This is a genomic window from Stenotrophomonas africana (genome assembly GCF_013004645.1).
Classification (GTDB): Bacteria; Pseudomonadota; Gammaproteobacteria; order Xanthomonadales; family Xanthomonadaceae; genus Stenotrophomonas; species Stenotrophomonas africana.
In genome coordinates this window covers 359,488-380,477 of sequence record NZ_JABEME010000001.1, presented here as the reverse complement: position 1 = coordinate 380,477, position 20,990 = coordinate 359,488, and the positions used below count along the sequence as shown (strand labels likewise).

The following is a 20,990-nucleotide window of genomic DNA, read 5'->3' as shown; positions in this document are numbered from 1 at the left end:
GCTACCGCTGCAATGCCCGCCGTCCCGGTGCTTCCTGCAGTGCCTCGCTGGCCACCACCACGCGGTTGCGGCCGCTGCGCTTGGCCTCGTACATCGCGGCGTCGGCACGTGCCATCAGCCGCTCGTAGTCCGGATGACCATCGTGACCGGCCACGCCGATGCTGGCGGTCAGCTCCAGCACCTGACCATTGGCCAGCGCTACCGGCGACTGTGCGATCTGCCGGCGCAGGCTCTCGGCGATCACGGTCGCCTGCGATTCGCTGGCGGCCACCAGCACCACCACGAATTCTTCGCCGCCATAGCGGAACAGGTAGTCGCTGCCACGCGTGAGCTGGCCGAGCAGGCCGGCCACGTGCTGCAACGCGCGGTCGCCGGCATCGTGGCCATGGCCGTCGTTGATTGCCTTGAAATGATCCAGGTCGAGCAGCAGCAGCGAGAACGGTGTGCGGTTGCGGGTGGCCAGCTCGATTTCCCGACGCAGCACGGTAGGCAGGAAGCGACGGTTGAGCAGGTTGGTCAGCGCGTCGCTGCCGGCATCGAGTTCACCGATGCGCTCGAACAGCAGTGTCATCAGGGTGCGGATGGCGGCCAGGTCCTCGCGGATGGCCGGCAGCACCGCCAGTCGCTGTGCCGGGGCATCGCCGCTCGCGCGCTGCAGGTGGCCGTCAATGCGGGCCATCAACTTGCCCACCTGCTGCGTTTCGCTGCTCTCGCCGAAGCTCGGGATGCCCTTGTGGGTGAACCACAGGCCGAACTCCGAGGTGGCCAGGCTGGCGTTGTCGCTGGCCTGCACATGACCGGCGAGTGCGTACAGCAGGGCGTTTTCCCAGTCCAGCAGCAGTGCACGCTGGCGCTCTCGTTCGGTACCGACGTTCTGTACCAGCGAGAACAGCCGGTAGGCGGCGTCGGCACGGGTGGAGCGCTCGCGCGCATGGGTATAGGCCAGCGTCATGCCTTCCATGGCGATGTCCATGATCGCGCTGAGGCAGGCGATGGCAGCGAATGCGGTCGCGCTGTCGGGTGCCTCGTCGCGCAGGCGCACGAACAGCTCGTGCTTGAGTACGCGCGCACCGCGGGTGACCAGGTCGACCGGGATGCCGACCCGCGCATGTACGTCGCCGATCACCCGCTGCGAGGCGACGGTGGTGGCGATGCCGGAGGCGTCAGTGGTCAGCAGTTGCACCAGCCAGCGCTGCATGGCCGGCTGCAGACGCTGTTTGACCTGGTCGTGGGACAGGAAGCGGCGTGCACGCCCGTCCTGCAGCAGCACTTCATAGAAGCGCTGGGCCAGCGCGGGTGGGGCATCGGTGGCAGCGCACTTGAGCAGCGCGGTGGCGGCAGGGCCGGCCTGCAGCAGGCACTGCTGCCAAGCCTCGGCCAGCGGCTGGCTGGCATCGTCCAATTGGGGTGGTTCCACGTCGATCTCTGACTGCGTACGGCAAACCACGGGTATCGGCCGCGACGGCGTACGGTTGATGGCGGGTTAGCCGGCCAGTTTACGCGCGGTGCAGGGTTGCACGGTGCGCAAAGCACATCGCCATGGCTGCGGCAATGAGCGAACGCATTTGAGAATCAATCGCATTGGTGGGAGAATGCGCGCACGGATCGGGCCGCAGGCGACTGCAGCGATGCTCCGCCTCCCCCTCGTCGTTGCCTCAAGCCCTTTGCCAGAGGCCCCGTAGCCCTGCCAGAAGGTCCAGATCATGTCTCCTGCCGTTGTCCTTTCGCCGCGCCCGCTGGCGCTTGCCGTTGCCGCCCTGCTGGCGGGAAGCGCCCTGACCGCCCAGGCCGAAACCGAGGCCACCGATATCGACACGGTGCACGTCACCGCCTCGCAGATTGCGCGCCAGGCGTTGGGCACTTCGACCATCACCGCCGAGGACATCGCCAAGCGCCCGCCGGCCAACGACATCGCCGAGCTGCTGCGGACCATGCCGGGCGTCAACCTCACCGGCAACAGTGCCTCGGGCCAATACGGCAACAACCGCCAGATCGACCTGCGTGGCATGGGCCCGGAAAACACCCTGATCCTGGTCGACGGCAAGCGCATCGGCGCGCGTGATGCCGTGCGCATGGGCCGCAGCGGTGAGCGCAATACCCGCGGTGATACCAACTGGGTGCCGGCGGAAATGATCGAGCGCATCGAAGTGCTGCGCGGCCCGGCGGCGGCACGCTATGGCTCGGGTGCTTCCGGCGGCGTGGTCAACATCATCACCAAGCGCCCGACCGGCGATCTGACCGGTGCGGTCGACCTGTATGGCCTGGTGCCCGAGCACAGCGCCGAAGGCGGCAGCGAGCGCGTCGGCCTGCAGTTGAGCGGGCCGATGACCGACACCCTGTCGTTCCGCCTGTACGGCAATCTCAACAACACCGACGCCGATTCGCTGGAACTCAACCGTGACTTCGCGACGAATCCGAACGCGGTGCCGCCAGCCGGCCGTGAGGGCGTCAAGAACCGCGACATCAACGCGTTGCTGCGCTGGGACGTGACCGCCAACCAGGTGGTCGAGTTCGAAGCCGGCACCAGCCGCCAGGGCAACATCTATGCCGGCGACCGCGCGGTCAGCACCACCGGCACCTCGACACCGATCGATCTGGCGGCCCTGGCCGAGCAGCAGGCCGAGACCAACCGCATGTACCGCACCACCGGCGCGGTCACCCATCGCGGCCGGTGGGGTGATGTGACCTCGCGAGTAACGGCTGCAGTGGAAGCGGTGAACAATTCGCGTATCAACGAAGGCCTGGCCGGTGGCCCGGAAGGCAGCTTCAACGGCACCGACTGGTCGACCTCGCGCCTGCGCAACTACCAGCTGGACGGCGAAGTCAGCTTCCCGACCACGCTCGGTGGCGCCGAGAACATCTGGACGCTGGGCTTCGAGTACCTCGACAGCCGCCTGACCGACCCGTATTCGATGAGCCAGTCCAGCAGCAGTGGCGGCGGCATCCCGGGGCTGTCGGCCAATCGCGCGCGCGGCAAGGCCGATGCGCAGACCACGGCCGTGTTCGTGGAAGACAACATCTACCTGGGTGAGCGCTGGATCGTCACGCCGGGCCTGCGCTTCGACCACCACAGCCAGTTCGGCAACAACACCAGCCCCAGCCTCAATGCGCAGTTCCGCATCAACAGCGACTGGGTGGTGAAGGGCGGTATCGCCCGTGCATTCAAGGCACCGAACCTGTACCAGTCGAATCCGGACTATCTGTATTACACCCGTGGCAATGGCTGCCCGAATGCACTGCCGAGCCTGGGCGCCGGCTGCTACATGCGTGGCAATGCGGACCTGAAGGCGGAAACCAGCCTGAACAAGGAGCTGGGCATCGAGTGGGCGCCGCAGAGTGGCTGGCAGGCGTCCCTGACGTACTTCCACAACGACTACAAGGACAAGATCCAGGCCGGCTACACCCAGATCGGGCTGACTGCCGATACCAAGGGCCGCATCTTCCGCTGGGAGAACGCACCGAAGGCGATCGTGCAGGGGCTGGAAGGCAACCTGGTGATTCCGCTGCTCGGGGAGCAGGGCAACCGCCTGAAGTGGAGCAACAATTTCACCTACATGGTGGAGAACGAGAACAAGAGCACCGGCCAGCCGCTGTCGGTGATTCCGAAGTACACGATCAACACGATGCTGGACTGGCAGGCCACCGACAAGCTGTCGCTGCTGCTGACCGGCACGTTCTATGGCAAGCAGAAGCCGGCCACCACCAACATCAACAATGATCCGCGCTGCACCGGCACCTGCGACCCGTTGATCGCGCTGCAGGATCGCGGTGCGTACAACATCTGGGGCGTGAGCGCGCGCTACAAGGTGACCGAGACGGTCAGCTTCGGCTTCGGTGTCAACAACCTGGCCGACAAGCGCCTGTTCCGCGAGGCCAACAGCAGCGACGCTGGCGCGGCGACTTACAACGAGCCGGGCCGCGCCTACTGGGCCAGCCTGCGCTTCGGCTTCTGATCGCTGGCAGGCGTCGTTCCCCCGGGCTCGCCAGGCATGGCCTGGCGTTACCGGGACGGGCATGCCACACCGGTCGCGCCGGGCCATGCCCGGCGGCAACGGAGCTGCACGCCTGCAATGTTATAAACACCGTGATAGTTTCCCCACGGCCGCCAGCGTAGCCTGCCTCCATCGCAAAGGAGCTGTTGCCATGGGCCACGACCACGATCACCTGCCATCCGAGATCCGCCACGAGAAACCCTTGCGGTGGGCGCTCGGCCTGACCTCCACCTTCCTCATCGTCGAGGTGGTGGGCGCGTTCTGGACCAACAGCCTGGCGCTGCTGTCCGACGCGGCGCACATGGCCACCGATGCACTGGCACTGATGATCGCGCTGGTCGCGGTACGGCTGAGCCGTCGCCCGCCGGATGCGCGCCGCACCTACGGCTATGCGCGCCTGGAAGCGCTGGGCGCGATGATCAACGGTGCGATGCTGTTCGTGGTCGCCGGTTACATCCTGTGGGAGGCCATTGGGCGTTTCCGCGAGCCGCAGGAGATCGCCTCGTCGGGCATGCTGGTGATTGCCGCAGCGGGCCTGGTCATCAATCTGATCTCGATGCGCCTGCTGCAGGCCGGCAGCGGCGAGAGCCTCAACGTGAAGGGCGCCTACCTGGAAGTGTGGGCGGACATGCTCGGCTCGGTGGCGGTGATTGCGGGTGCGCTGTTGATCAAGTGGACCGGCTGGAAACCGATCGATCCGATCCTGGCGGTACTGATCGGCCTGTGGGTGCTGCCGCGCACCTACGTGCTGATGCGTGAGGCGATCAACGTGCTGCTGGAAGGCGTACCCAAGGGCATGGACGTGGCCAGGGTACGCGACAGCCTGTCCGGTCACACCGCAGTGCTGGACGTGCATGACCTGCATGTGTGGGCGCTGGCCTCCAGCACGCCGGCGCTGACCGCGCACATCGTGATGCGCGATGGCACCGATGCCGACGCGCTGCGCCGCGAGCTGGGCGCGCGCCTGCACGATGACTTCGGCATCGAGCACGTGACGCTGCAGATCGAAGCGGACCACTGCGGCGAAGCCTGTGGTGAACCGGCGCCGGCCAAGGGCGGCGAGCACAAGGGCCATGAGGGCCACGACCACGGCGAGGACGCGCAGGGCCATCGCGGCCACGTGCATCGTTGAGTGGGAAGTGCGGGCACGCCGGTTGGGCGAAACCGACCGGGCGAAACCGACGGGGCGAAATCGCCTTGGTAGAGTCGACTGTCAGTCGACTGCTCTCTGCGAGGCTGCGGCAAATCCCGCGCTGCGCGCGATAGTCGACGGGAAGTCGACTCTACCCAATCGTTCCGACGCGATCGCGCAGTCTGCATCCGTCCAGAGCAGCGAAGGTCATTCGTCCCGTCGGGACGCCAGCCGATCCGCCAGCCGGGTCGGCTCCGGCAGCCGGTAACCGCGCAGTGTGCGCTGCACCCAGTCCAGCGCGGTATCGGCACTGACCCGATGGCCGCCGGCCACGAACAGCGGCTTGCAGCGCACCTTGCTGCGCAACACCCAGCCCAATTGTTCATCGCCATCCAGCAGCGGCGTATGTGCACCGGCCTCGGCGCCCGGTTCGACGAACCGGCCCACCAGTTTCGACTTGGCCACGCCGATGCTCGGCAGGTCGGTGACCACGCCCAGATGCGCGGCCACGCCCAGTCTGCGCGGATGGCTGATGCCGTGGCCATCGACGAACACCAGATCCGGCGCCCGCGGCAGCAGCGCCAGCGCGGCCAGCAGTGCCGGCAGTTCGCGGAAGCTGAGCAGGCCGGGGATGTAGGGCATCACCGTAGGAATCCGTGCAATCTCCTGCGCCACGGGCTGCAGCGTCTTCACATCCAGCAGCACCGCCGCGGCACGGGTGATGGCGCCGTTGTCTTCAAAGCCGACATCCAGCCCGGCCAGCCAGCGCACGTTGCGTGGCAGGCGGTCCTGGCGTTCCACGCGGCCGGCCAGCTGGATCTGCTGCGCGCGGGCAGTGGCGACGCTGCCTTCCCAGCGCCCGGGGTCGATCACCGTATTCATTGGCCACAGCATCGCATGCGCGGTGCCACGGCCCGGTGAGCGGCGCCCGGGGCTACAATGGCGGCCTGCCTTTCCTCGCGTTGGAGACCCTGCAGTGACCCGTAAACTCGTACTGTTGCGCCATGGCCAGAGCCAGTGGAACCTGGACAACCGCTTCACCGGCTGGGTCGATGTCGACCTCACCGAGCAGGGGCGCCGGGAAGCGGCCGCCGCCGGTCGCCTGATGCGCGAGGAAGGCCTGCAGTTCGACGTCGCCCACACCTCCGTGCTCAAGCGCGCCATTCGCACGCTGCAGGGTGCGCTGGCCGAACTGGAGCAGGACTGGCTGCCGGTGAACAAGTCCTGGCGCCTCAACGAGCGCCACTACGGCGGCCTGCAGGGCCTGGACAAGGCCGAGACCGCCGCCAAGCACGGCGAGGACCAGGTCAAGGTGTGGCGTCGTTCGTACGACATCCCGCCACCGGCCATGGACCTGGAAGATCCGGGCCACCCGATCCATGACCGCCGCTACGCCGGCCTGGATCGCAACGCGCTGCCGGGCACCGAATCGCTGGCGACCACCCTGGACCGCGTGCTGCCGTACTGGCATGACGCCATCGCGCCGCAGCTGAAGGACGGCAAGACCGTGCTGGTCACCGCCCACGGCAACTCGCTGCGCGCCCTGTACAAGTACCTCAACAACGTCTCGCGCGAGGAAATCCTCGAGCTGAACATCCCGACCGGCATCCCGCTGCTGTTCGAACTGAACGATGATCTGACCGTGCAGTCGTTCCGCTACCTGGGCGACCCGGAAGCGGCGCGCAAGGCCGCTGAAGCCGTGGCCAACCAGGGCAAGGCGAAGTAAGAAGCAGAAGGCCGGCGCAAGCCGGCCTTCGCTTTTTGTAGCGTCGAGCCATGCTCGACTGCTGTTGGCCTCTTGCCGCACGCGCCATGAACCCGGAACGGAGAGCAGTCGAGCATGGCTCGACTCTACAGAAGGGCGTCCTGTGACCTTTGGCCGGTCCGTGCCGTGGGCTCCCCCGGCTACCCTGTGAAATTACCCGCAGGAGAGCCTCATGAACGTCCGCAACCTGGTCCCGCTGGGCCTGACCATCGCCATCGCTGCCTCGCTGGCGGCCTGTGGCAAGAATGAAACCGCGCCGGCGGCCAGCGCCGACGCCAAGCCGGCCTTCGACCTGTCGCAGATCAAGACGCCGCTGATCTCGCTCAACAGCGCAGACCTCGATCCGGCCATCTCGGCCTGTACCGACCTCAATGGCTTCGTCAACAGCAAGTGGCTGAAGGCCAACCCGGTGCCGGGCGACCAGACCACCTGGGGCAGCTTCGAGATCCTGCGCGAGCGCTCGCTGGAAGTGCAGCACGCGCTGGTGCAGCAGGCCGCCGCGAGCCAGGCCAAGGCCGGCTCGGTGGAGGCCAAGATCGGTGACATCTGGAAGACCGGCAACGATGAAGCGAAGATCGAAGCGGCCGGCCTGGCGCCGCTGCAGCCGCAGCTGGACAAGATCACCGCGCTGAACGACACCGCCGCCATCACCCAGTACCTGCGCGACAGCCAGGCCGAGGGCAAGGGCGTGCTGTTCTCGCTGTTCGCCAATGCCGACTACAAGGATTCGGCCAACGTCATCGCCTATGTCGGCCAGGGTGGCCTGGGCCTGCCGGAGAAGGGCTACTACTTCGACGACGCGCAGGCCAAGATCCGCGATGCCTACGTGGCCTATATCGCCCAGGTGCTGACCCTGTCCGGCGTGGACGCCGCGCAGGCCGCCGAGCAGGCCAAGGCCGTGATGGCCTTTGAAACCCGCCTGGCCAAGGCCTCGATGTCGCGCATCGAAATGCGTGACCCGGCCAAGCGCTACAACCCGCTCAGCGCCGCAGACGCCGACAAGCTGACCCCGAACTTCAGCTGGACCGCGCTGTTCGACACCCTGAAGGTGCCGGCCGCGCAGAAGTTCTCGCTGGCGCAGCCGGGCTTCTTCGGTGAAATGGACAAGATGCTCGCCGATGTGCCGGCCAGTACCTGGCAGGCCTACCTGCGCTTCCACACCATCGACGACGCCTCGCCGTACCTGAGCAGCCAGTTCGAGAAGGCCAACTTCGATTTCTATGGCACCACCCTGCGTGGCCAGAAGGAAATGCAGCCGCGCTGGAAGCGCGTGCTGGAGTCGGTCAACGGTGGCATGGGTGAAGCCCTGGGCCAGCTGTACGTCGATGCCGTGTTCCCGGCCGAGTCGAAGGTGGCCATGCAGCACCTGGTTGAAAACCTGTCGCAGGCGCTGAAGGCACGCCTGGAGCAGCTGCCGTGGATGGGCGAAGAAACCAGGAAGAAGGCACTGGAAAAGTGGGCCAGCTTCACCCCCAAGATCGGTTACCCGGACAAGTGGCGTGAGTGGACCGGCCTGCAGACCAACGGCGACAGCTACCTGGGCAACATGCAGGCGGCGCGTGCGTTCAACTACCGCTACATGCTGGACAAGATCGGCAAGCCGGTGGACAAGACCGAGTGGGGCATGACCCCGCAGACCGTCAATGCGTACTACAACGCGACCAAGAACGAGATCGTGTTCCCGGCGGCAATCCTGCAGGCGCCGTTCTTCGACGCCAAGGCCGACCCGGCGCTGAACTACGGCGGCATCGGTGCGGTCATCGGCCACGAAATGATGCACGGCTACGACGACTCGGGCAGCCAGTTCGCTGCCAACGGCAACTTCGACAACTGGTGGACCGACGCCGACCGCAAGGCCTTCACCGAACGTACCGATCAGCTGGTCGCACAGTTTGATGGCTATGAGTCGGTGCCGGGTGTGTTCGTGAAGGGCAAGCTGACCCTGGGCGAGAACATCGGCGACCTGGGCGGCCTGACCGTGGCCTACGACGCGCTGCAGATGGCGCTGAAGGAAGACCCGAAGGCGAATGTCGAAGTTGATGGCCACAGCCAGGACCAGCGCTTCTTCATGAACTGGGCCACCGTGTGGCGCCGCAACTTCACCGACGGTGAGCTGCGCGTGCGGCTGAACACCGACCCGCACGCCCCGGCCAACTTCCGTGCCAACGGTGCGCCGTCGAACATGCCGTCCTTCGCTGCGGCGTTCCAGTGCAAGGCTGGCGACGCGATGGTGCGTGCCGACGACAAGCGCGTGGTGATCTGGTAATCGATCGCACGTAACACGTGATGCGAAAGGCCCGGCGAACGCCGGGCCTTTTTTCTTTCTGGCCGGTCGCGAGGAGCGGACTGGTAGAGTCGACTGTTAGTCGACTGCTCTTCGTTCAGATCGAGAAAATCCCGCGCTGCGCGCGATAGTCGACTAACAGTCGACTCTACCGGCGGGTCGTTTCACCGTCGGGAAGATCTCAGGCCAGCTCCGGCTCCCGCGCCAGCATACGATGGAAGCGCTGCAGCACGTAGGGATCCACCAGCCCTCCAGACTGCGAATCGATGATCCGCAATGCGGTTTCGTGCTCCATCGCATCGCGATACGGGCGCACGCTGGTCATCGCATCGTAGGCATCGGCGATGGTGACGATGCGTGCGCCCAGCGGGATGGATTCGCCACGCAGGCCGTCGGGATAGCCACTGCCATCAAACGCCTCGTGATGGGCGCGGATCAGCCGTGCGACCGGTGCGGCGTCGCTGCGGCCGGTGGCGAGGAAGATGTGCTCGCCGCGCACCGGATGCTCGCGCATGATCGCGCGCTCCTCATCGGTATGCCGGCGCGGTGCCAGGAGCACATCGTCGGGAATGCCGATCTTGCCGACGTCGTGGAAGCGCGCGGCCAGGCCGATCTGCGCACAGGCATCGTCGTCGAGATCGCAGTGCGTGGCCAGGCGCTGCGCGAGCAGGCCAACGCGGTCGCAATGGTGGCGGGTGTAGGCGTCGCGCATCTGCAGCGACATCGAGAGGGCATCGATCAGGCAGGCCTGCGCGTGCAGCAGGTCGGGGGCGGGTACGGCGTCAGGGAACATGGTCATCCGCCCGCACCGGGTGGGGACCGGTGCGGGGTGTTCGGGGGGCGATCAACCCGGGGCGAGGGTGGTCAGAAGGGCGCGGGCCGCATTGAAGCGGTCTTCCGGCAACGGCAGCGGGTGCTTGATGCGCAGCTTGTCGGGCCCTTCCATGGCGTAGAGGTTCGGTTGTTTCTGGATCAGCTGGATCACCGCCATCGGATCGATGTTCGGCTTGGACTCGAACACGATGCGGCCACCGTTCTCGCCCAGGTCCAGCTTGCGGATGCCCAGCGTGTTGGCTTTCAGCTTCAGCTCGGCGATGGCGAACAGGTGCTTGGCCGCATCCGGAAGCAGGCCGAAGCGGTCGATCATCTCCACCTGCAGCTCGCGCAGCGCATCGCTGTCGCGCGCGCTGGAAATGCGTTTGTACAGGGTCAGCCGGGTGTGCACGTCCGGCAGGTAGTCTCCCGGAATCAGCGCCGGCACGTGCAGCTCGACCTCGGCACCGCGCACTTCCTCGCCGGCATCCAGGTCGGGCAGCTTGCCCTGCTTGATGCTGCGTACCGCGCGTTCCAGCAGCTCGGTATAGAGGCTGAAGCCGACCTCGGCCATCTGCCCGCTCTGGTCCTCGCCGAGCAGCTCACCGGCACCGCGGATCTCCAGATCGTGGGTGGCCAGGGTGAAGCCGGCGCCCAGTTCGTCCATCGAGGCGATGGCTTCCAGGCGCTTCTCGGCGTCGGGGGTGATCGCGCGGCGGTCGGGGGTGATCAGGTAGGCGTAGGCGCGGTGGTGCGAACGGCCCACGCGGCCACGCAGCTGGTGCAGCTGGGCCAGGCCGAAGCGGTCGGCGCGGTTGATGATGATGGTGTTGGCGTTGGGGATGTCGATACCCGATTCGATGATCGTGGTCGACAGCAGCACGTTGAAACGCTGCTTCTGGAAGTCCAGCATCACCTTTTCCAGCTCACGCTCGGGCATCTGCCCGTGGGCGATGCCGATGCGTGCTTCGGGCACCAGCTCGGACAGCTCGCGCTGCATGCGGCCGATGCTCTCCACGTCGTTGTGCAGGAAGTACAGCTGGCCACCGCGTGCCAGCTCGCGCTGGAAGGCTTCGCGCAGCAGCGCGTTGTCCCACTGGGTGATGAAGGTCTGCACCGCCAGCCGGTTCGGTGGCGGCGTAGCGATGATCGACAGGTCGCGCAGGCCGGCCATGGCCATGTTCAGCGTGCGCGGGATCGGCGTGGCGGTCAGGGTCAGCAGGTGCACGTTGGCGCGCAGCGCCTTCAGCGCCTCCTTCTGGCGCACGCCGAAACGCTGCTCCTCGTCGACGATGACCATGCCCAGGTCCTTGAACTTCACGTCAGGCTGCAGCAGGCGGTGGGTACCGACGATGACGTCGATGGTGCCTGCGGCGACCTTCTCCAGTTCGGCCTTGATTTCCTTGGTGGTCTTGAAGCGCGACAGCACCTCGACCTTCAGCGGGTAATCGGCGAAGCGGTCGCGGAAGTTGCGGTAATGCTGTTCGGCCAGCAGCGTGGTCGGCACCAGCACGGCCACCTGCTTGCCGGCGCTGGCGGCGGCGAACGCCGCGCGCACCGCGACCTCGGTCTTGCCGAAGCCGACGTCGCCGCAGACCACACGGTCCATCGGCTGGCTGCTGGCCAGGTCGCGCAGGGTGGCGTCGATGGCGGCCAGCTGATCGGGGGTTTCCTCGAACGGGAAGCCGGCCGCGAATGGTTCGTACATCGCGCGGTCCACCTGCAGGGCCAGGCCGGCACGCGCCTGGCGGCGGGCCTGGATCTCCAGCAGCTCGGCGGCGACGTCGCGAACCTTTTCGGCGGCCTTGCGCTTGGCCTTGCTCCACTGCTCGCCACCGAGCGAATGCAGCGGCGCGGTTTCCGCCGAAGCGCCGGAGTAGCGGCTGATCAGGTGCAGCTGGGCGACCGGCACATACAGGCGGTCGCCCTTGGCGTATTCGATTTCGAGGAACTCGCCGGGCATGCCGCCGACGTCCATCGCGATCAAGCCACGGTAGCGGCCGACGCCATGGTCCTCGTGCACGATCGGCGCGCCTTCGGTCAGCTCGCCGAGGTCGCGGATGATCGCTTCCGGCTCGCGGCCGGCACGGCGCGTGCGGCGGGTGCTGCCGGCGCGCTCGGGGAACAGTTGGCGCTCGGTCAGCACCGCGATGCGCGGATCGTCCAGCGCGAAGCCATCCTCCAGCGGCGCCACCGCGATCGCGAAGCGCGCATCGCCGGCGAGGAAGCTGGGCAGGTCGGCCACCACCGGCGGCTTCAGCTCGGCGGCCTGCAGCACTTCCAGCAGGGCCTCGCGACGCCCGGGTGAATCGGCGGCAATCAGTACCCGGCCGGGATAGTGGCCGAGGAAGGATTTCAGCGCATCGCCAGCGGGAGCCTCGCGTGCGGCCACCGGCAGCGGGGGCAGCGGCTGGTCACCCAACGCATGGGCATCGGCGATGCGCGCGTGGTCAGCCGACCACACCTCAATGCGCGGGGCATCGTTCAGACGCTCGCGCAGCAGCTCCGGCGACAGGTACAGCGCCGACGGCGGCAGCAGCGGGCGTTCCACATCGTGGCGGCGCTGCTCGTAGCGGTCACCGGTCTGCGCCCAGAACGCGACTGCCGCTTCGTACGCACCGGTGCAGACCACCGGCAGGCTGCCGTCGGGCAGGTAGTCGAACAGGGTCGCGGTGCGCTCGAAGAACAGCGGCAGGTAGTACTCGACGCCGGCCGGGGCCAGCCCGGATTTCAGGTCCTGATACAGCGAACTGCGCCGGGTATCGACATCGAAACGCTCGCGCAGCGTGGCCAGCACGCGGGCGATGCTGGCCTCGTCCATCGGCACTTCGCGGCCGGGCAGCATGTGCACCGCCTCGACCTTGTCCAGCGAACGCTGGCTTTCCGGATCGAAGGCACGGATGGAGTCGATGTCCTCGTCCAGCAGCTCCACCCGCAGCGGCTCGTCGGCGCCCATCGGGAACACGTCGAGCAGGCCGCCGCGTACGGCGAAATCACCCGGGTCCATCACCTGCGGCACGTTGCGGTAGCCGGCGCTTTCCAGGCGGCGCTTCTCGGCTTCAAGATCCAGGCGCTGGCCGACCTTCAGGTCGAAGCTGCCACCGATCACATAGCTGCGCGGGGCCAGCTGCTGCAGCAGGGTCTGCACCGGCACGATCACCAGGCCGCGCTTCAGCGCGGGCAGGCGATGCAGGGCGGACAAGCGTTGCGAGATGATGTCCGGATGCGGGCTGAAGCGGTCGTAGGGCAGGGTTTCCCAGTCCGGGAAAGCGACCACCGGCAGGGCCGGGTCGCCGCCGAGCAGGGTCTGCAGGTCGGCTTCAAGCTGGTTGGCGCCGTGGTTGTCACGGGCGATCACCAGCAGCGGCGCGTCGTGCGCACGCGCGGCCTGGGACAGGTACCAGGCCAGGGCGGTCGGCGAAGCGGGGGCGCGCCACCAGGCGCGGAGCTGGCCGGCGCGCGGCAGCGGCGGGGCGGGGTATGAGGTACGCGACATGGACCCCGGATTTTAGCAGAAGCCTGATCGAAGCCCGGTGAGTCGTGCCGGTCGTTTGCCGGTCGCCTCATGTGCCGTTGGGGTATCGGAATGCCGGCCAGCGGCCGGCACTACCGGGAGGCGTGGCCGGGCAAGCCCGGCGCATCCATCAGTTGTCCAGCTCCAGCACCATCCGCACCAGGCCTTCGGCACCGGTCGGGTGCGGCACCGGCTTGAAGCCCAGCGAGGCGGCCAACTGCTTCATCGGCTCGTTCTCGGCGGCAACGTCGCCGTACAGGCGGTCCAGGTACTTGCCGCGGCCCCACTTCACCAGCTTGCGCATCAGCTGCCGGCCCAGGCCCTGGCCAATGAGGAAGCGGCTGATCAGGATCGCGTACTCGGCTTCACGGGTACCGGGGATGATCGAGGCCCGGGCGACCGCGCCGACCACCGCTTCGCCCGCGGGCAGGGATTCGGCTGCGACCAGGGTGATCTCGGTCTTGGGATTGGGGTGGGTCAGGCGCTGGGTGGTTTCCGGCGAAAGCTCGGTCACTGCCTGCAGGAAACGATCACGGATTTCTTCCGGCCCGAACAGGCTGAACGCCGCTTGCAGCGGTGCGCCATCTTCCGGGCGGATGGGGCGGATCAGCAGCTCGTGGCCGCTGGGAGCCTTGAAGATCTCATGCCAGGGCGGCATGCGGTTGCGAGTGGCCATACCGGGTGATTCCTTGGTGGTCCATCGATTGTGGCATCACCGGGGCTGCATTCCGTGAACGAAAGGCTCACGGCGGTACAGCCTCGTGAAGGCCGTTATTCGGGGGCTTTGAGCCAATCCAGGCGGGTGCTGGCGCCGGGTTCGCCCAGGTGCTGGCGCAGCGCCGGCAGGGCCGGGCCGACCACCCGGTCGAACTGCCACGGCGGGTTGAGCAGCAGCATGCCGCTGCCGTTGAGGCGCAGCGGCGAGTCGTCCGGGCGCACCAGGAACTCGATCGTCATCGCCGACTTGACCGGAAGCGCGCTGGCCTTGCGTAGGAAATGCAGGATGGTGCGGCGCTGCTTGATCGGGAACCAGACGGCACACGTGGCCTGCGGCCAGCGCGCCAGGGTTTCGGCCAGGGCGGCCAGAACGGCCTGGTACTCGGCGTCCTGGGCCTCGTAGGGCGGGTCGATCAGCACCAGGCCACGGCCGATCTTGCTGCCGTTGAACTTCGGCGGCAGCAGCGAACGCAGCAGCGCATAGCCATCGCCGGCCCGCACGTCGACGCGGCTGTCATGGGCGAACAGGGCCTTCAGCGTGGCCGTTTCGGCTTCCTGCAGCTCGCACACCGCCATGCGGTCCTGCGCACGCATCGCCTGCGCGCTCAGCAGCGGCGAGCCCGGGTAGTTGGTCATCGCGCCGACCGGGTTGTCGGCCTGCACCGCCTTCAGGTAGCGCTCGACTACCTCCGGCAGCTTGGGCTGGGCCATCAGCCGCATGATCCCGGATTCGGCCTCGAGGGTCTTGCGGCTCTCTTCGCTGGCCAGCAGGTAGCGGCCGGCACCGCCGTGGGTGTCGAGCACGAAGAACGGGCTGTCCTTGCGCTTGAAGCTGTCGATCAGGGCCAGCTGCACGATGTGCTTGAGCACATCGGCGTGGTTGCCGGCATGGAAGGCGTGGCGATAGTTCATGGGCGGCAGTGTACGGGGCGGCGGCCGCAGCGGCTATGCTGCGCGCCATGACAGCTCCCGTTGCCCATGTCCTGGTGGTCGAGGACGAAGCCGCCATCGCCGAAACCGTGCTCTATGCGCTGCGCAGCGAAGGCTATGCCGCCAGCCACTGCCTGCTGGGCGGGGAGGCGCTGCAGCGGCTGCAGGCCGGGGATATCGACGTGGTGGTGCTGGACGTGGGATTGCCCGACCTGGGCGGCTTCGAGGTGTGCAGGCGGCTGCGCGCGCAGCCCGGGCCGGTGGCGCAGCTGCCGGTGATCTTCCTGACCGCCCGCAATGACGAAGTGGACCGGGTGCTCGGCCTGGAACTGGGCGCCGACGACTACATCACCAAGCCGTTCTCGCCGCGCGAGCTGGTGGCACGGGTGCGGGCACGCCTGCGCCGTGCGGCACCGGTCATCGCAGCGCCCGGCGCCGATGCAGGCTGGCAGGAACATGGCGCCTTCGCCATCGACCGCGAAGGCCGGCGCATCCGCTTCCGTGGCCAGGCACTGGACCTGACCCGCTACGAGTACGCGCTGCTGGAGGCGCTGCTGCAGCGCCCCGGAGCCATCCTCAGCCGTGCCCAGCTGATGGACCGTGGCTGGGACAGCAGCGCCGACAGTGCCGACCGCACCGTCGATACCCATGTAAAGACGCTGCGCGCCAAGCTGCGTGCAGCCGGTGCCAGCGACGACCCGATCCGCACCCACCGTGGCCTTGGCTACGCGCTGGAGGTCTAGCCGATGCGCCTGGTGCTGAAGCTGTTCCTGGGCTTCTTCCTGATCACCGGCATCGCGGCGTTCTTCGTGATGCGCGTGTTCGTCAACGAAGTGAAGCCGGGTGTGCGCCAGGCGATGGAATCGACCCTGGTCGATGCGGCCAACGTGCTGGCCGAGATGGCCGCCGCCGACGTCAAGAACGGCACCATCCGCAGCGGCAGCTTCACCCGCAACCTGGCCAAGGCACGTCAGCGCGACCTGAAGGCGATGGTCTGGCGTTTTCCCAAGCGCTCGCTCGATTATCGGGTGACGATCACCGACGCCAAGGGCATCGTCATCTACGACTCGCTGGGCCGCGACCTGGGGCGCGACAACTCGCGCTGGAATGATGTCTATCGCACCCTGCGTGGTGAGTACGGCGCGCGTTCCAGCCCCGAGATTGCCGGCGAAGAGGGCGATACGGTGATGCACGTGGCGGCGCCGGTATATGACCCGGCCGATGGGCGCACCCTGATTGGCGTGCTCAGCCTGGCGCAGCCCAACCGCAGCATCGATCCGTTCATCGCTGCCAGCCAGCGCGCCATCATCGAGCGCGGGGCCTGGCTGATCGGATTGTCGGCGCTGGTCGGCGTGCTGGTGACGATGTGGCTGACCACCGGCCTCGGCCAGCTCAGCCGCTATGCACGCGCGGTCAGCGCCGGAGAACCGGTGCCGCCGCCACGGCGTCGTCGTGACGAGATCGGCGATCTTGGGCAGGCGCTGGAAACGATGCGCCGCAAGCTGGAAGGCAAGGCCTACGTCGAGCAGTACGTGCAGTCGCTGACGCACGAGATGAAGAGCCCGCTGGCGGCCATCCGCGGCGCCGCCGAGCTGCTGCAGGAACCATTGCCGGAGGCCGATCGCGTGCATTTCGCGCGCAGCATCGTCGACCAGCAGGAGCGGCTGACCGAGACCATCGACAAGCTGCTGGCGCTGGCCGAAGTGGAGCAGCACGGTTGGCTGCAGACCCGCGACCCGATTGCATTGCCAGTGCTGCTGGCCGATGCGGCCGCTGCCGCGCAGGTGCGTGCACAGGCGGCGGGCGTGCAGGTCCGCATCGGCAGCGTACCCGACCTGCAGGTGCAGGGCGACGGCTATCTGCTGCGGCAGGCACTGCATAACCTGATCGACAACGCGATTGCCTTCTCGCCGTCCGGCGCGGAGATCGCGCTGCAGGCCGAGGTGGACGGGCAGGGCGTGCGCCTGCAGGTGGCCGATCGCGGTGCCGGCATCCCGGACTATGCGCGCGAACGGGTGTTCGAGCGCTTCTATTCGCTGGCGCGGCCCGGCAGCGGGCGGCGCAGTTCCGGCCTGGGCCTGCCGTTCGTGCAGGAGGTCGCGCGCCTGCACGATGGGCGCGCCAGTGTCGACGTCCGCGAGGGCGGCGGCACCGTGGCCAGCCTGTGGCTGCCGTTGGGCGCGCCGGGCCAGCGCCCTCGCCGCTGACTTCACACTCGCTTCAAATTCGCCACAAACCCTGCTCACCACCGCGGTCCATCCTGCAGCCCTCTCCAACGAGGATGGACCATGAAATCCCTGAAGATGCTGCTGAGGTTCGCCATTGTCGGCGGGCTGATCCTGCTGCTGCTGGTGCCGCTGACGATGATCCGCGGGGTCATCAACGAACGCAGCGCTTACCGCGACGAGGCCTTCTCGCGGGTGGCCGACAGCCGCGCCGGTGCACAGCAGCTGGTGGGCCCGGTACGGGTGGTGCCATGGGTGGAACGCAAGCAGGTTGAACTGGTTGATCCGCTGGGCGTCAAGAAGACCGAGATACAGGTCACCGAGGGGCACTGGCTGCAGATGCCGGCGTCGCTGGAGGTGGGCGGCGAGATGCTGCCGAGCCAGCGCGAAGTCGGACTGTTCAAGGTGCCGGTGTACAGCTGGAACGGCCAGATGAAGGCGACCTTCGCCGCAGACGACTACCCGGTGAAGGCCGGTCGCAGCTACGGCAAGCCGTATGTGGCGGTGGGCATTTCCGATGTGCGCGGCCTGGTCGGTACGCCGAACCTGCGCGTGGATGGCAAGCAGTTGCGGTTGCTGCCGGGCGTTGGCGCTGCCAGCGAGGTCGGACGCGGCCTGCATGCACCGGTGGCGGGTTTCGCTGCGGATCAGGGCGGCACGCTGGCTGCCAGCACCGTTGAACTGGAGCTGCGCCTGGATGGCAGCCGCATGCTGTCGGTGGTGCCGGTGGGCGATGACACCCACATCGCGCTGCGTTCGAGCTGGCCGCATCCGTCGTTCAGCGGCGCGTTCCTGCCCAACGAGCGACGCGTCGATGCGCAGGGCTTCGATGCACGCTGGGCGGTGTCCTCGCTGGCCTCCGATGCCCAGCGCCAGCTGCGCAATGACGGTTCGGTCGACTCGCAGGCGGTGACGGTGTCGCTGGTCGATCCGGTCGACACCTACACCCAGGCCGACCGCGCTTCGAAGTACGGCGTGCTGTTCGTGGTACTCACCTTCGTCGGCTTCATCCTGTTCGAGCTGATCAAGTCGCTGCGCATCCACCCACTGCAGTACCTGATGGTGGGCCTGGCGCTGGCGATCTTCTTCCTGCTGCTGATCAGCCTGTCCGAGCACATTGCGTTCTGGAAGGCCTACCTGGTCTCGGCCGTGGCCTGCATCGGGCTGCAGGCGGTGTACCTGGCCAATGTGCTGGGCCACTGGAAGCGCGGCCTCGGCTTCGCGGCGCTGCTGACCGTGCTGTACGGCGCGTTGTATGGCCTGCTGGTGTCGGAGAACAACGCGCTGCTGATGGGGTCGCTGCTGCTGTTCGTGATCCTGGCGCTGGCGATGTGGGTGACCCGCCGGGTCGACTGGTACGCGCTTGGCGCGGAACTGAAGTAAGGAGCACGCCATGAGCTGGCGCCAGGGATTGCGGCAACGGGCACGGCAGGGCATTCCGGCCCTGCTGGAAGTGGATGCACTGCTGCAGGCACATGGCGTGCTGGCGGCCCTGCCGGGGGCACGGATCGCCCCCGGCCTGGTCCGCTTCCAGCTGGCAGCAGTGACCTGCGAGGGATTGCGGGGACAGGGGCTGGATTGGCTGCAGGGCGCACGGCAAGGACGCGGCGCGGTGGCTGGGCGGGTGCCGCGCTACCGGTCATGGAAGGCCGGGGCGGAGGCGCTGGCCGAGATCGGCATCGGTGGCCTGCCCGAGGACTGGCCCACGCATGCGGCGGTGTACGGCTGCAGCAGCATCGATCGGCGGCACTGGTTGCTGCTGCTGCCGGAGCGGGCGCAGTTGTGGTTGGGCTGGAATGGGTGACTCGGCTTGGCAGGTGCGAACCAACTACTCTCCTGTGGGTGCGAACCTTGGTTCGCACGCCTCCGCGCCGCCCATGACCGATGGGACGGTATCGGCGCGCCCCTGCTGGCTAGACTCGATGGGTTGATGATCGAGCCGAAGGGCAGGGGTGCGATGTGTTGAAGTGGGGCATGCTGGCCGCAGCGCTGGCGATGGGTGGCAATGCAGGCGCGCAGCAGCGCGAGACGGTGGACCTGGACATGGTCAGCCGCATCCGCCAGGAGGCCTTCCACCGCTCGCAGGTGATGGACACCTTCAGCTATCTCACCGAGCGCATCGGACCGCGCCTGACCAACTCGCCGGCGATGGGCCGCGCCAACGCGTGGACGCGTGGCAAGTTCAACGAATGGAAGCTGGACAACGTCCACGACGAAGCCTTCGACGACTTCGGGCGTGGCTGGGAGTTCACCTCGGCCAGTGTGGAAATGCTGGGTGATCGCGTGCAGCCGCTGCATGCACTGCCCAAGGCCTGGACGCCGGGCACCAAGGGCCCGGTCGAAGGCGAACTCGTCCAGGTCGAGATCAAGAAGCCCGAAGACATCGAGAAGTACCGCGGCAAGCTGCGCGGCAAGATCCTGCTGCTGGGCGAGGCACGCGAGTACAAGCGCGGCACCGAGCCCGATTCGCATCGCCACGACGCCACCTCGCTGGAGGGCCTGCAGGAATTCACCCTGCCCAAGGACAAGGACGCCACCGCCGAGCGTGCCAAGCGGGTCAAGGAATACCAGGAGCGCCAGCAACTGGCGACCAGGGTCAATGCGTTCTTCGTCGAAGAAGGCGCGCTGGCCTCGATCAGCATCAGCAGCTGGGACAACGGCATCATCCGGGTTGCCGGTGGCGGTTCGCGCAAGGCCGGTGAATCGGTGGGCATTCCCGAGCTGGCGATGATCAGCGAGCACTTCAATCCACTGGTGCGCGCGCTGGAGGCCAAGCAGACCGTGCGCCTGCGCGTGGACGTGGCCGCGCGCTTCACCGACGAGGCCGACCAGCCCGGTTACAACACGCTCGCCGAGATCCGTGGCAGCAGCAAGCCCGATGAAGTGGTGATGATCGGCGCGCACCTGGATTCCTGGCACAGCGGTACCGGTGCGGCCGACAACGCGGCCGGCGTGGCGGTGATGATGGAGGCGATGCGCATCCTCAAGGCGACCGGCGCCAAGCCCAAGCGCACCATCCGCGTGGCGCTGTGGAGCGGCGAGGAGCAGGGCCTGATCGGCTCGCAGGCTTATGTGGCCAAGCACTTCGGTCGTTTCCCGGAACCCACCGACCCGGCGCAGAAGGCGCTGCCGGCTTCGCTGCGCGAGCCCACCGGCGCGCTGCAGAAGACCCGCGACTACGGCAAGTTCCAGGTCTACTTCAACATGGACAACGGCTCGGGCCGCTTCCGTGGCATCTACGCGCAGGAAAACCTGGCCGCCATGCCGATCTTCGAAGCCTGGCTTGCGCCGTTCCATGACGTGGGCGCCACCACCGTGGCCACCCGCAACACCGGCAGCACCGACCACATCAGCTTCGATCGCATCGGCCTGCCGGGCTTCCAGTTCATCCAGGACCGTCTGGACTACTTCACCAACGTCCACCACAGCCACCTGGACACCTGGGACCACGCCGAGCCGGAAGACCTGAAGCAGGCCGCGGCCATCGTCGCGTCGTTTGCCTACAACGCCGCAACGCGTGAGCAGCCCTTCCCGCGCAAAGTGGAACCGTAAAAGGGGACGGAGGGGATCAAGTCGTTTCTCCCCTCCGTTTCCCGGTCGCCACGCCCAGAGGCTGGG

General features: G+C 67.3%; 15 protein-coding genes. 9 read left to right on the top strand and 6 right to left on the bottom strand.

The genetic code is table 11. From position 1 onward, the window contains the following. Position 1: 1 nt before the first annotated feature. Positions 2-1,417: a GGDEF domain-containing protein gene (locus tag HLA98_RS01990; protein WP_049447011.1), complete on the bottom strand. Its 1,416-nt coding sequence runs from the start codon at positions 1,415-1,417 to the stop codon at positions 2-4. A 286-nt stretch (positions 1,418-1,703) separates the two neighbouring features. Here HLA98_RS01990 and HLA98_RS01985 point away from each other — a divergent pair, with 286 nt between their 5' ends. Together HLA98_RS01985 and HLA98_RS01980 are read left to right on the top strand one after the other, a co-directional pair. Beyond that, positions 1,704-3,953 carry a TonB-dependent siderophore receptor gene (locus HLA98_RS01985; protein WP_057500126.1) on the top strand — a complete coding sequence of 750 codons (2,250 nt, stop codon included), beginning with the start codon at positions 1,704-1,706 and terminating at the stop codon, positions 3,951-3,953. A 190-nt stretch (positions 3,954-4,143) separates the two neighbouring features. After that, the gene (locus HLA98_RS01980; RefSeq protein WP_057500127.1) at positions 4,144-5,124 is read left to right on the top strand and encodes a cation diffusion facilitator family transporter; all 981 of its coding nucleotides are present in this window, start codon (positions 4,144-4,146) and stop codon (positions 5,122-5,124) included. A 207-nt stretch (positions 5,125-5,331) separates the two neighbouring features. Here HLA98_RS01980 and nfi read toward each other — a convergent pair whose 3' ends face one another. Next, positions 5,332-6,006, bottom strand: coding sequence for a deoxyribonuclease V (gene nfi, locus HLA98_RS01975; protein ID WP_057500128.1), 675 nt, complete (start codon positions 6,004-6,006; stop codon positions 5,332-5,334). Between the two features lie 94 nt (positions 6,007-6,100). On the opposite strand from nfi, the gene gpmA reads away from it, so the two are divergent. Together gpmA and HLA98_RS01965 are read left to right on the top strand one after the other, a co-directional pair. Further along, positions 6,101-6,850 carry a 2,3-diphosphoglycerate-dependent phosphoglycerate mutase gene (gpmA, locus tag HLA98_RS01970; RefSeq protein ID WP_057500129.1) on the top strand — a complete coding sequence of 250 codons (750 nt, stop codon included), beginning with the start codon at positions 6,101-6,103 and terminating at the stop codon, positions 6,848-6,850. A gap of 211 nt (positions 6,851-7,061) precedes the next feature. Further along, entirely contained in the window at positions 7,062-9,155 is a 2,094-nt protein-coding gene (locus HLA98_RS01965; RefSeq protein ID WP_057500130.1) for a M13 family metallopeptidase, read from the top strand. Positions 9,156-9,354: 199 nt separating this feature from the next. Here the strand turns inward: HLA98_RS01965 and HLA98_RS01960 are convergent, their stop codons facing one another. From HLA98_RS01960 to HLA98_RS01945, 4 genes are all read right to left on the bottom strand, one after another. After that, positions 9,355-9,972: an HD-GYP domain-containing protein gene (locus tag HLA98_RS01960; RefSeq protein WP_057500131.1), complete on the bottom strand. Its 618-nt coding sequence runs from the start codon at positions 9,970-9,972 to the stop codon at positions 9,355-9,357. A 45-nt stretch (positions 9,973-10,017) separates the two neighbouring features. After that, entirely contained in the window at positions 10,018-13,482 is a 3,465-nt protein-coding gene (gene mfd / locus HLA98_RS01955) for a transcription-repair coupling factor (protein WP_129550555.1), read from the bottom strand. A gap of 148 nt (positions 13,483-13,630) precedes the next feature. After that, positions 13,631-14,176, bottom strand: coding sequence for a GNAT family N-acetyltransferase (locus HLA98_RS01950; protein WP_004150340.1), 546 nt, complete (start codon positions 14,174-14,176; stop codon positions 13,631-13,633). Positions 14,177-14,271: 95 nt separating this feature from the next. Further along, positions 14,272-15,129 carry a 23S rRNA (adenine(2030)-N(6))-methyltransferase RlmJ gene (locus HLA98_RS01945; RefSeq protein WP_049446789.1) on the bottom strand — a complete coding sequence of 286 codons (858 nt, stop codon included), beginning with the start codon at positions 15,127-15,129 and terminating at the stop codon, positions 14,272-14,274. 35 nt (positions 15,130-15,164) lie between these two features. Between HLA98_RS01945 and creB the strand changes: the two genes are divergently transcribed. From creB to HLA98_RS01920, 5 genes are all read left to right on the top strand, one after another. Then, positions 15,165-15,890, top strand: coding sequence for a two-component system response regulator CreB (creB, locus tag HLA98_RS01940; protein WP_129550554.1), 726 nt, complete (start codon positions 15,165-15,167; stop codon positions 15,888-15,890). 3 nt (positions 15,891-15,893) lie between these two features. Next, positions 15,894-17,354 carry a two-component system sensor histidine kinase CreC gene (gene creC, locus HLA98_RS01935; protein ID WP_129550553.1) on the top strand — a complete coding sequence of 487 codons (1,461 nt, stop codon included), beginning with the start codon at positions 15,894-15,896 and terminating at the stop codon, positions 17,352-17,354. 81 nt (positions 17,355-17,435) lie between these two features. Next, entirely contained in the window at positions 17,436-18,755 is a 1,320-nt protein-coding gene (creD, locus tag HLA98_RS01930) for a cell envelope integrity protein CreD (RefSeq protein ID WP_129550552.1), read from the top strand. Between the two features lie 10 nt (positions 18,756-18,765). Next, positions 18,766-19,176: a hypothetical protein gene (locus tag HLA98_RS01925; protein WP_049446784.1), complete on the top strand. Its 411-nt coding sequence runs from the start codon at positions 18,766-18,768 to the stop codon at positions 19,174-19,176. A 170-nt stretch (positions 19,177-19,346) separates the two neighbouring features. After that, positions 19,347-20,924 (top strand): M20/M25/M40 family metallo-hydrolase, encoded by a 1,578-nt coding sequence (locus tag HLA98_RS01920; RefSeq protein ID WP_099589826.1) that lies wholly within the window; start codon positions 19,347-19,349, stop codon positions 20,922-20,924. Positions 20,925-20,990 lie beyond the last annotated feature (66 nt).

Bases quoted from the DNA above. Each gene is read 5' to 3' on its own strand.
- HLA98_RS01985 (WP_057500126.1), top strand. From the start codon at position 1,704: ATGTCTCCTGCCGTTGTCCTTTCGCCGCGCCCGCTGGCGCTTGCCGTT.
- HLA98_RS01980 (WP_057500127.1), top strand. From the start codon at position 4,144: ATGGGCCACGACCACGATCACCTGCCATCCGAGATCCGCCACGAGAAA.
- nfi (WP_057500128.1), bottom strand. From the start codon at position 6,006: ATGAATACGGTGATCGACCCCGGGCGCTGGGAAGGCAGCGTCGCCACT.
- HLA98_RS01965 (WP_057500130.1), top strand. From the start codon at position 7,062: ATGAACGTCCGCAACCTGGTCCCGCTGGGCCTGACCATCGCCATCGCT.
- HLA98_RS01960 (WP_057500131.1), bottom strand. From the start codon at position 9,972: ATGACCATGTTCCCTGACGCCGTACCCGCCCCCGACCTGCTGCACGCG.
- mfd (WP_129550555.1), bottom strand. From the start codon at position 13,482: ATGTCGCGTACCTCATACCCCGCCCCGCCGCTGCCGCGCGCCGGCCAG.
- HLA98_RS01950 (WP_004150340.1), bottom strand. From the start codon at position 14,176: ATGGCCACTCGCAACCGCATGCCGCCCTGGCATGAGATCTTCAAGGCT.
- HLA98_RS01945 (WP_049446789.1), bottom strand. From the start codon at position 15,129: ATGAACTATCGCCACGCCTTCCATGCCGGCAACCACGCCGATGTGCTC.
- creB (WP_129550554.1), top strand. From the start codon at position 15,165: ATGCTGCGCGCCATGACAGCTCCCGTTGCCCATGTCCTGGTGGTCGAG.
- creC (WP_129550553.1), top strand. From the start codon at position 15,894: ATGCGCCTGGTGCTGAAGCTGTTCCTGGGCTTCTTCCTGATCACCGGC.
- creD (WP_129550552.1), top strand. From the start codon at position 17,436: ATGAAATCCCTGAAGATGCTGCTGAGGTTCGCCATTGTCGGCGGGCTG.
- HLA98_RS01925 (WP_049446784.1), top strand. From the start codon at position 18,766: ATGAGCTGGCGCCAGGGATTGCGGCAACGGGCACGGCAGGGCATTCCG.
- HLA98_RS01920 (WP_099589826.1), top strand. From the start codon at position 19,347: ATGCTGGCCGCAGCGCTGGCGATGGGTGGCAATGCAGGCGCGCAGCAG.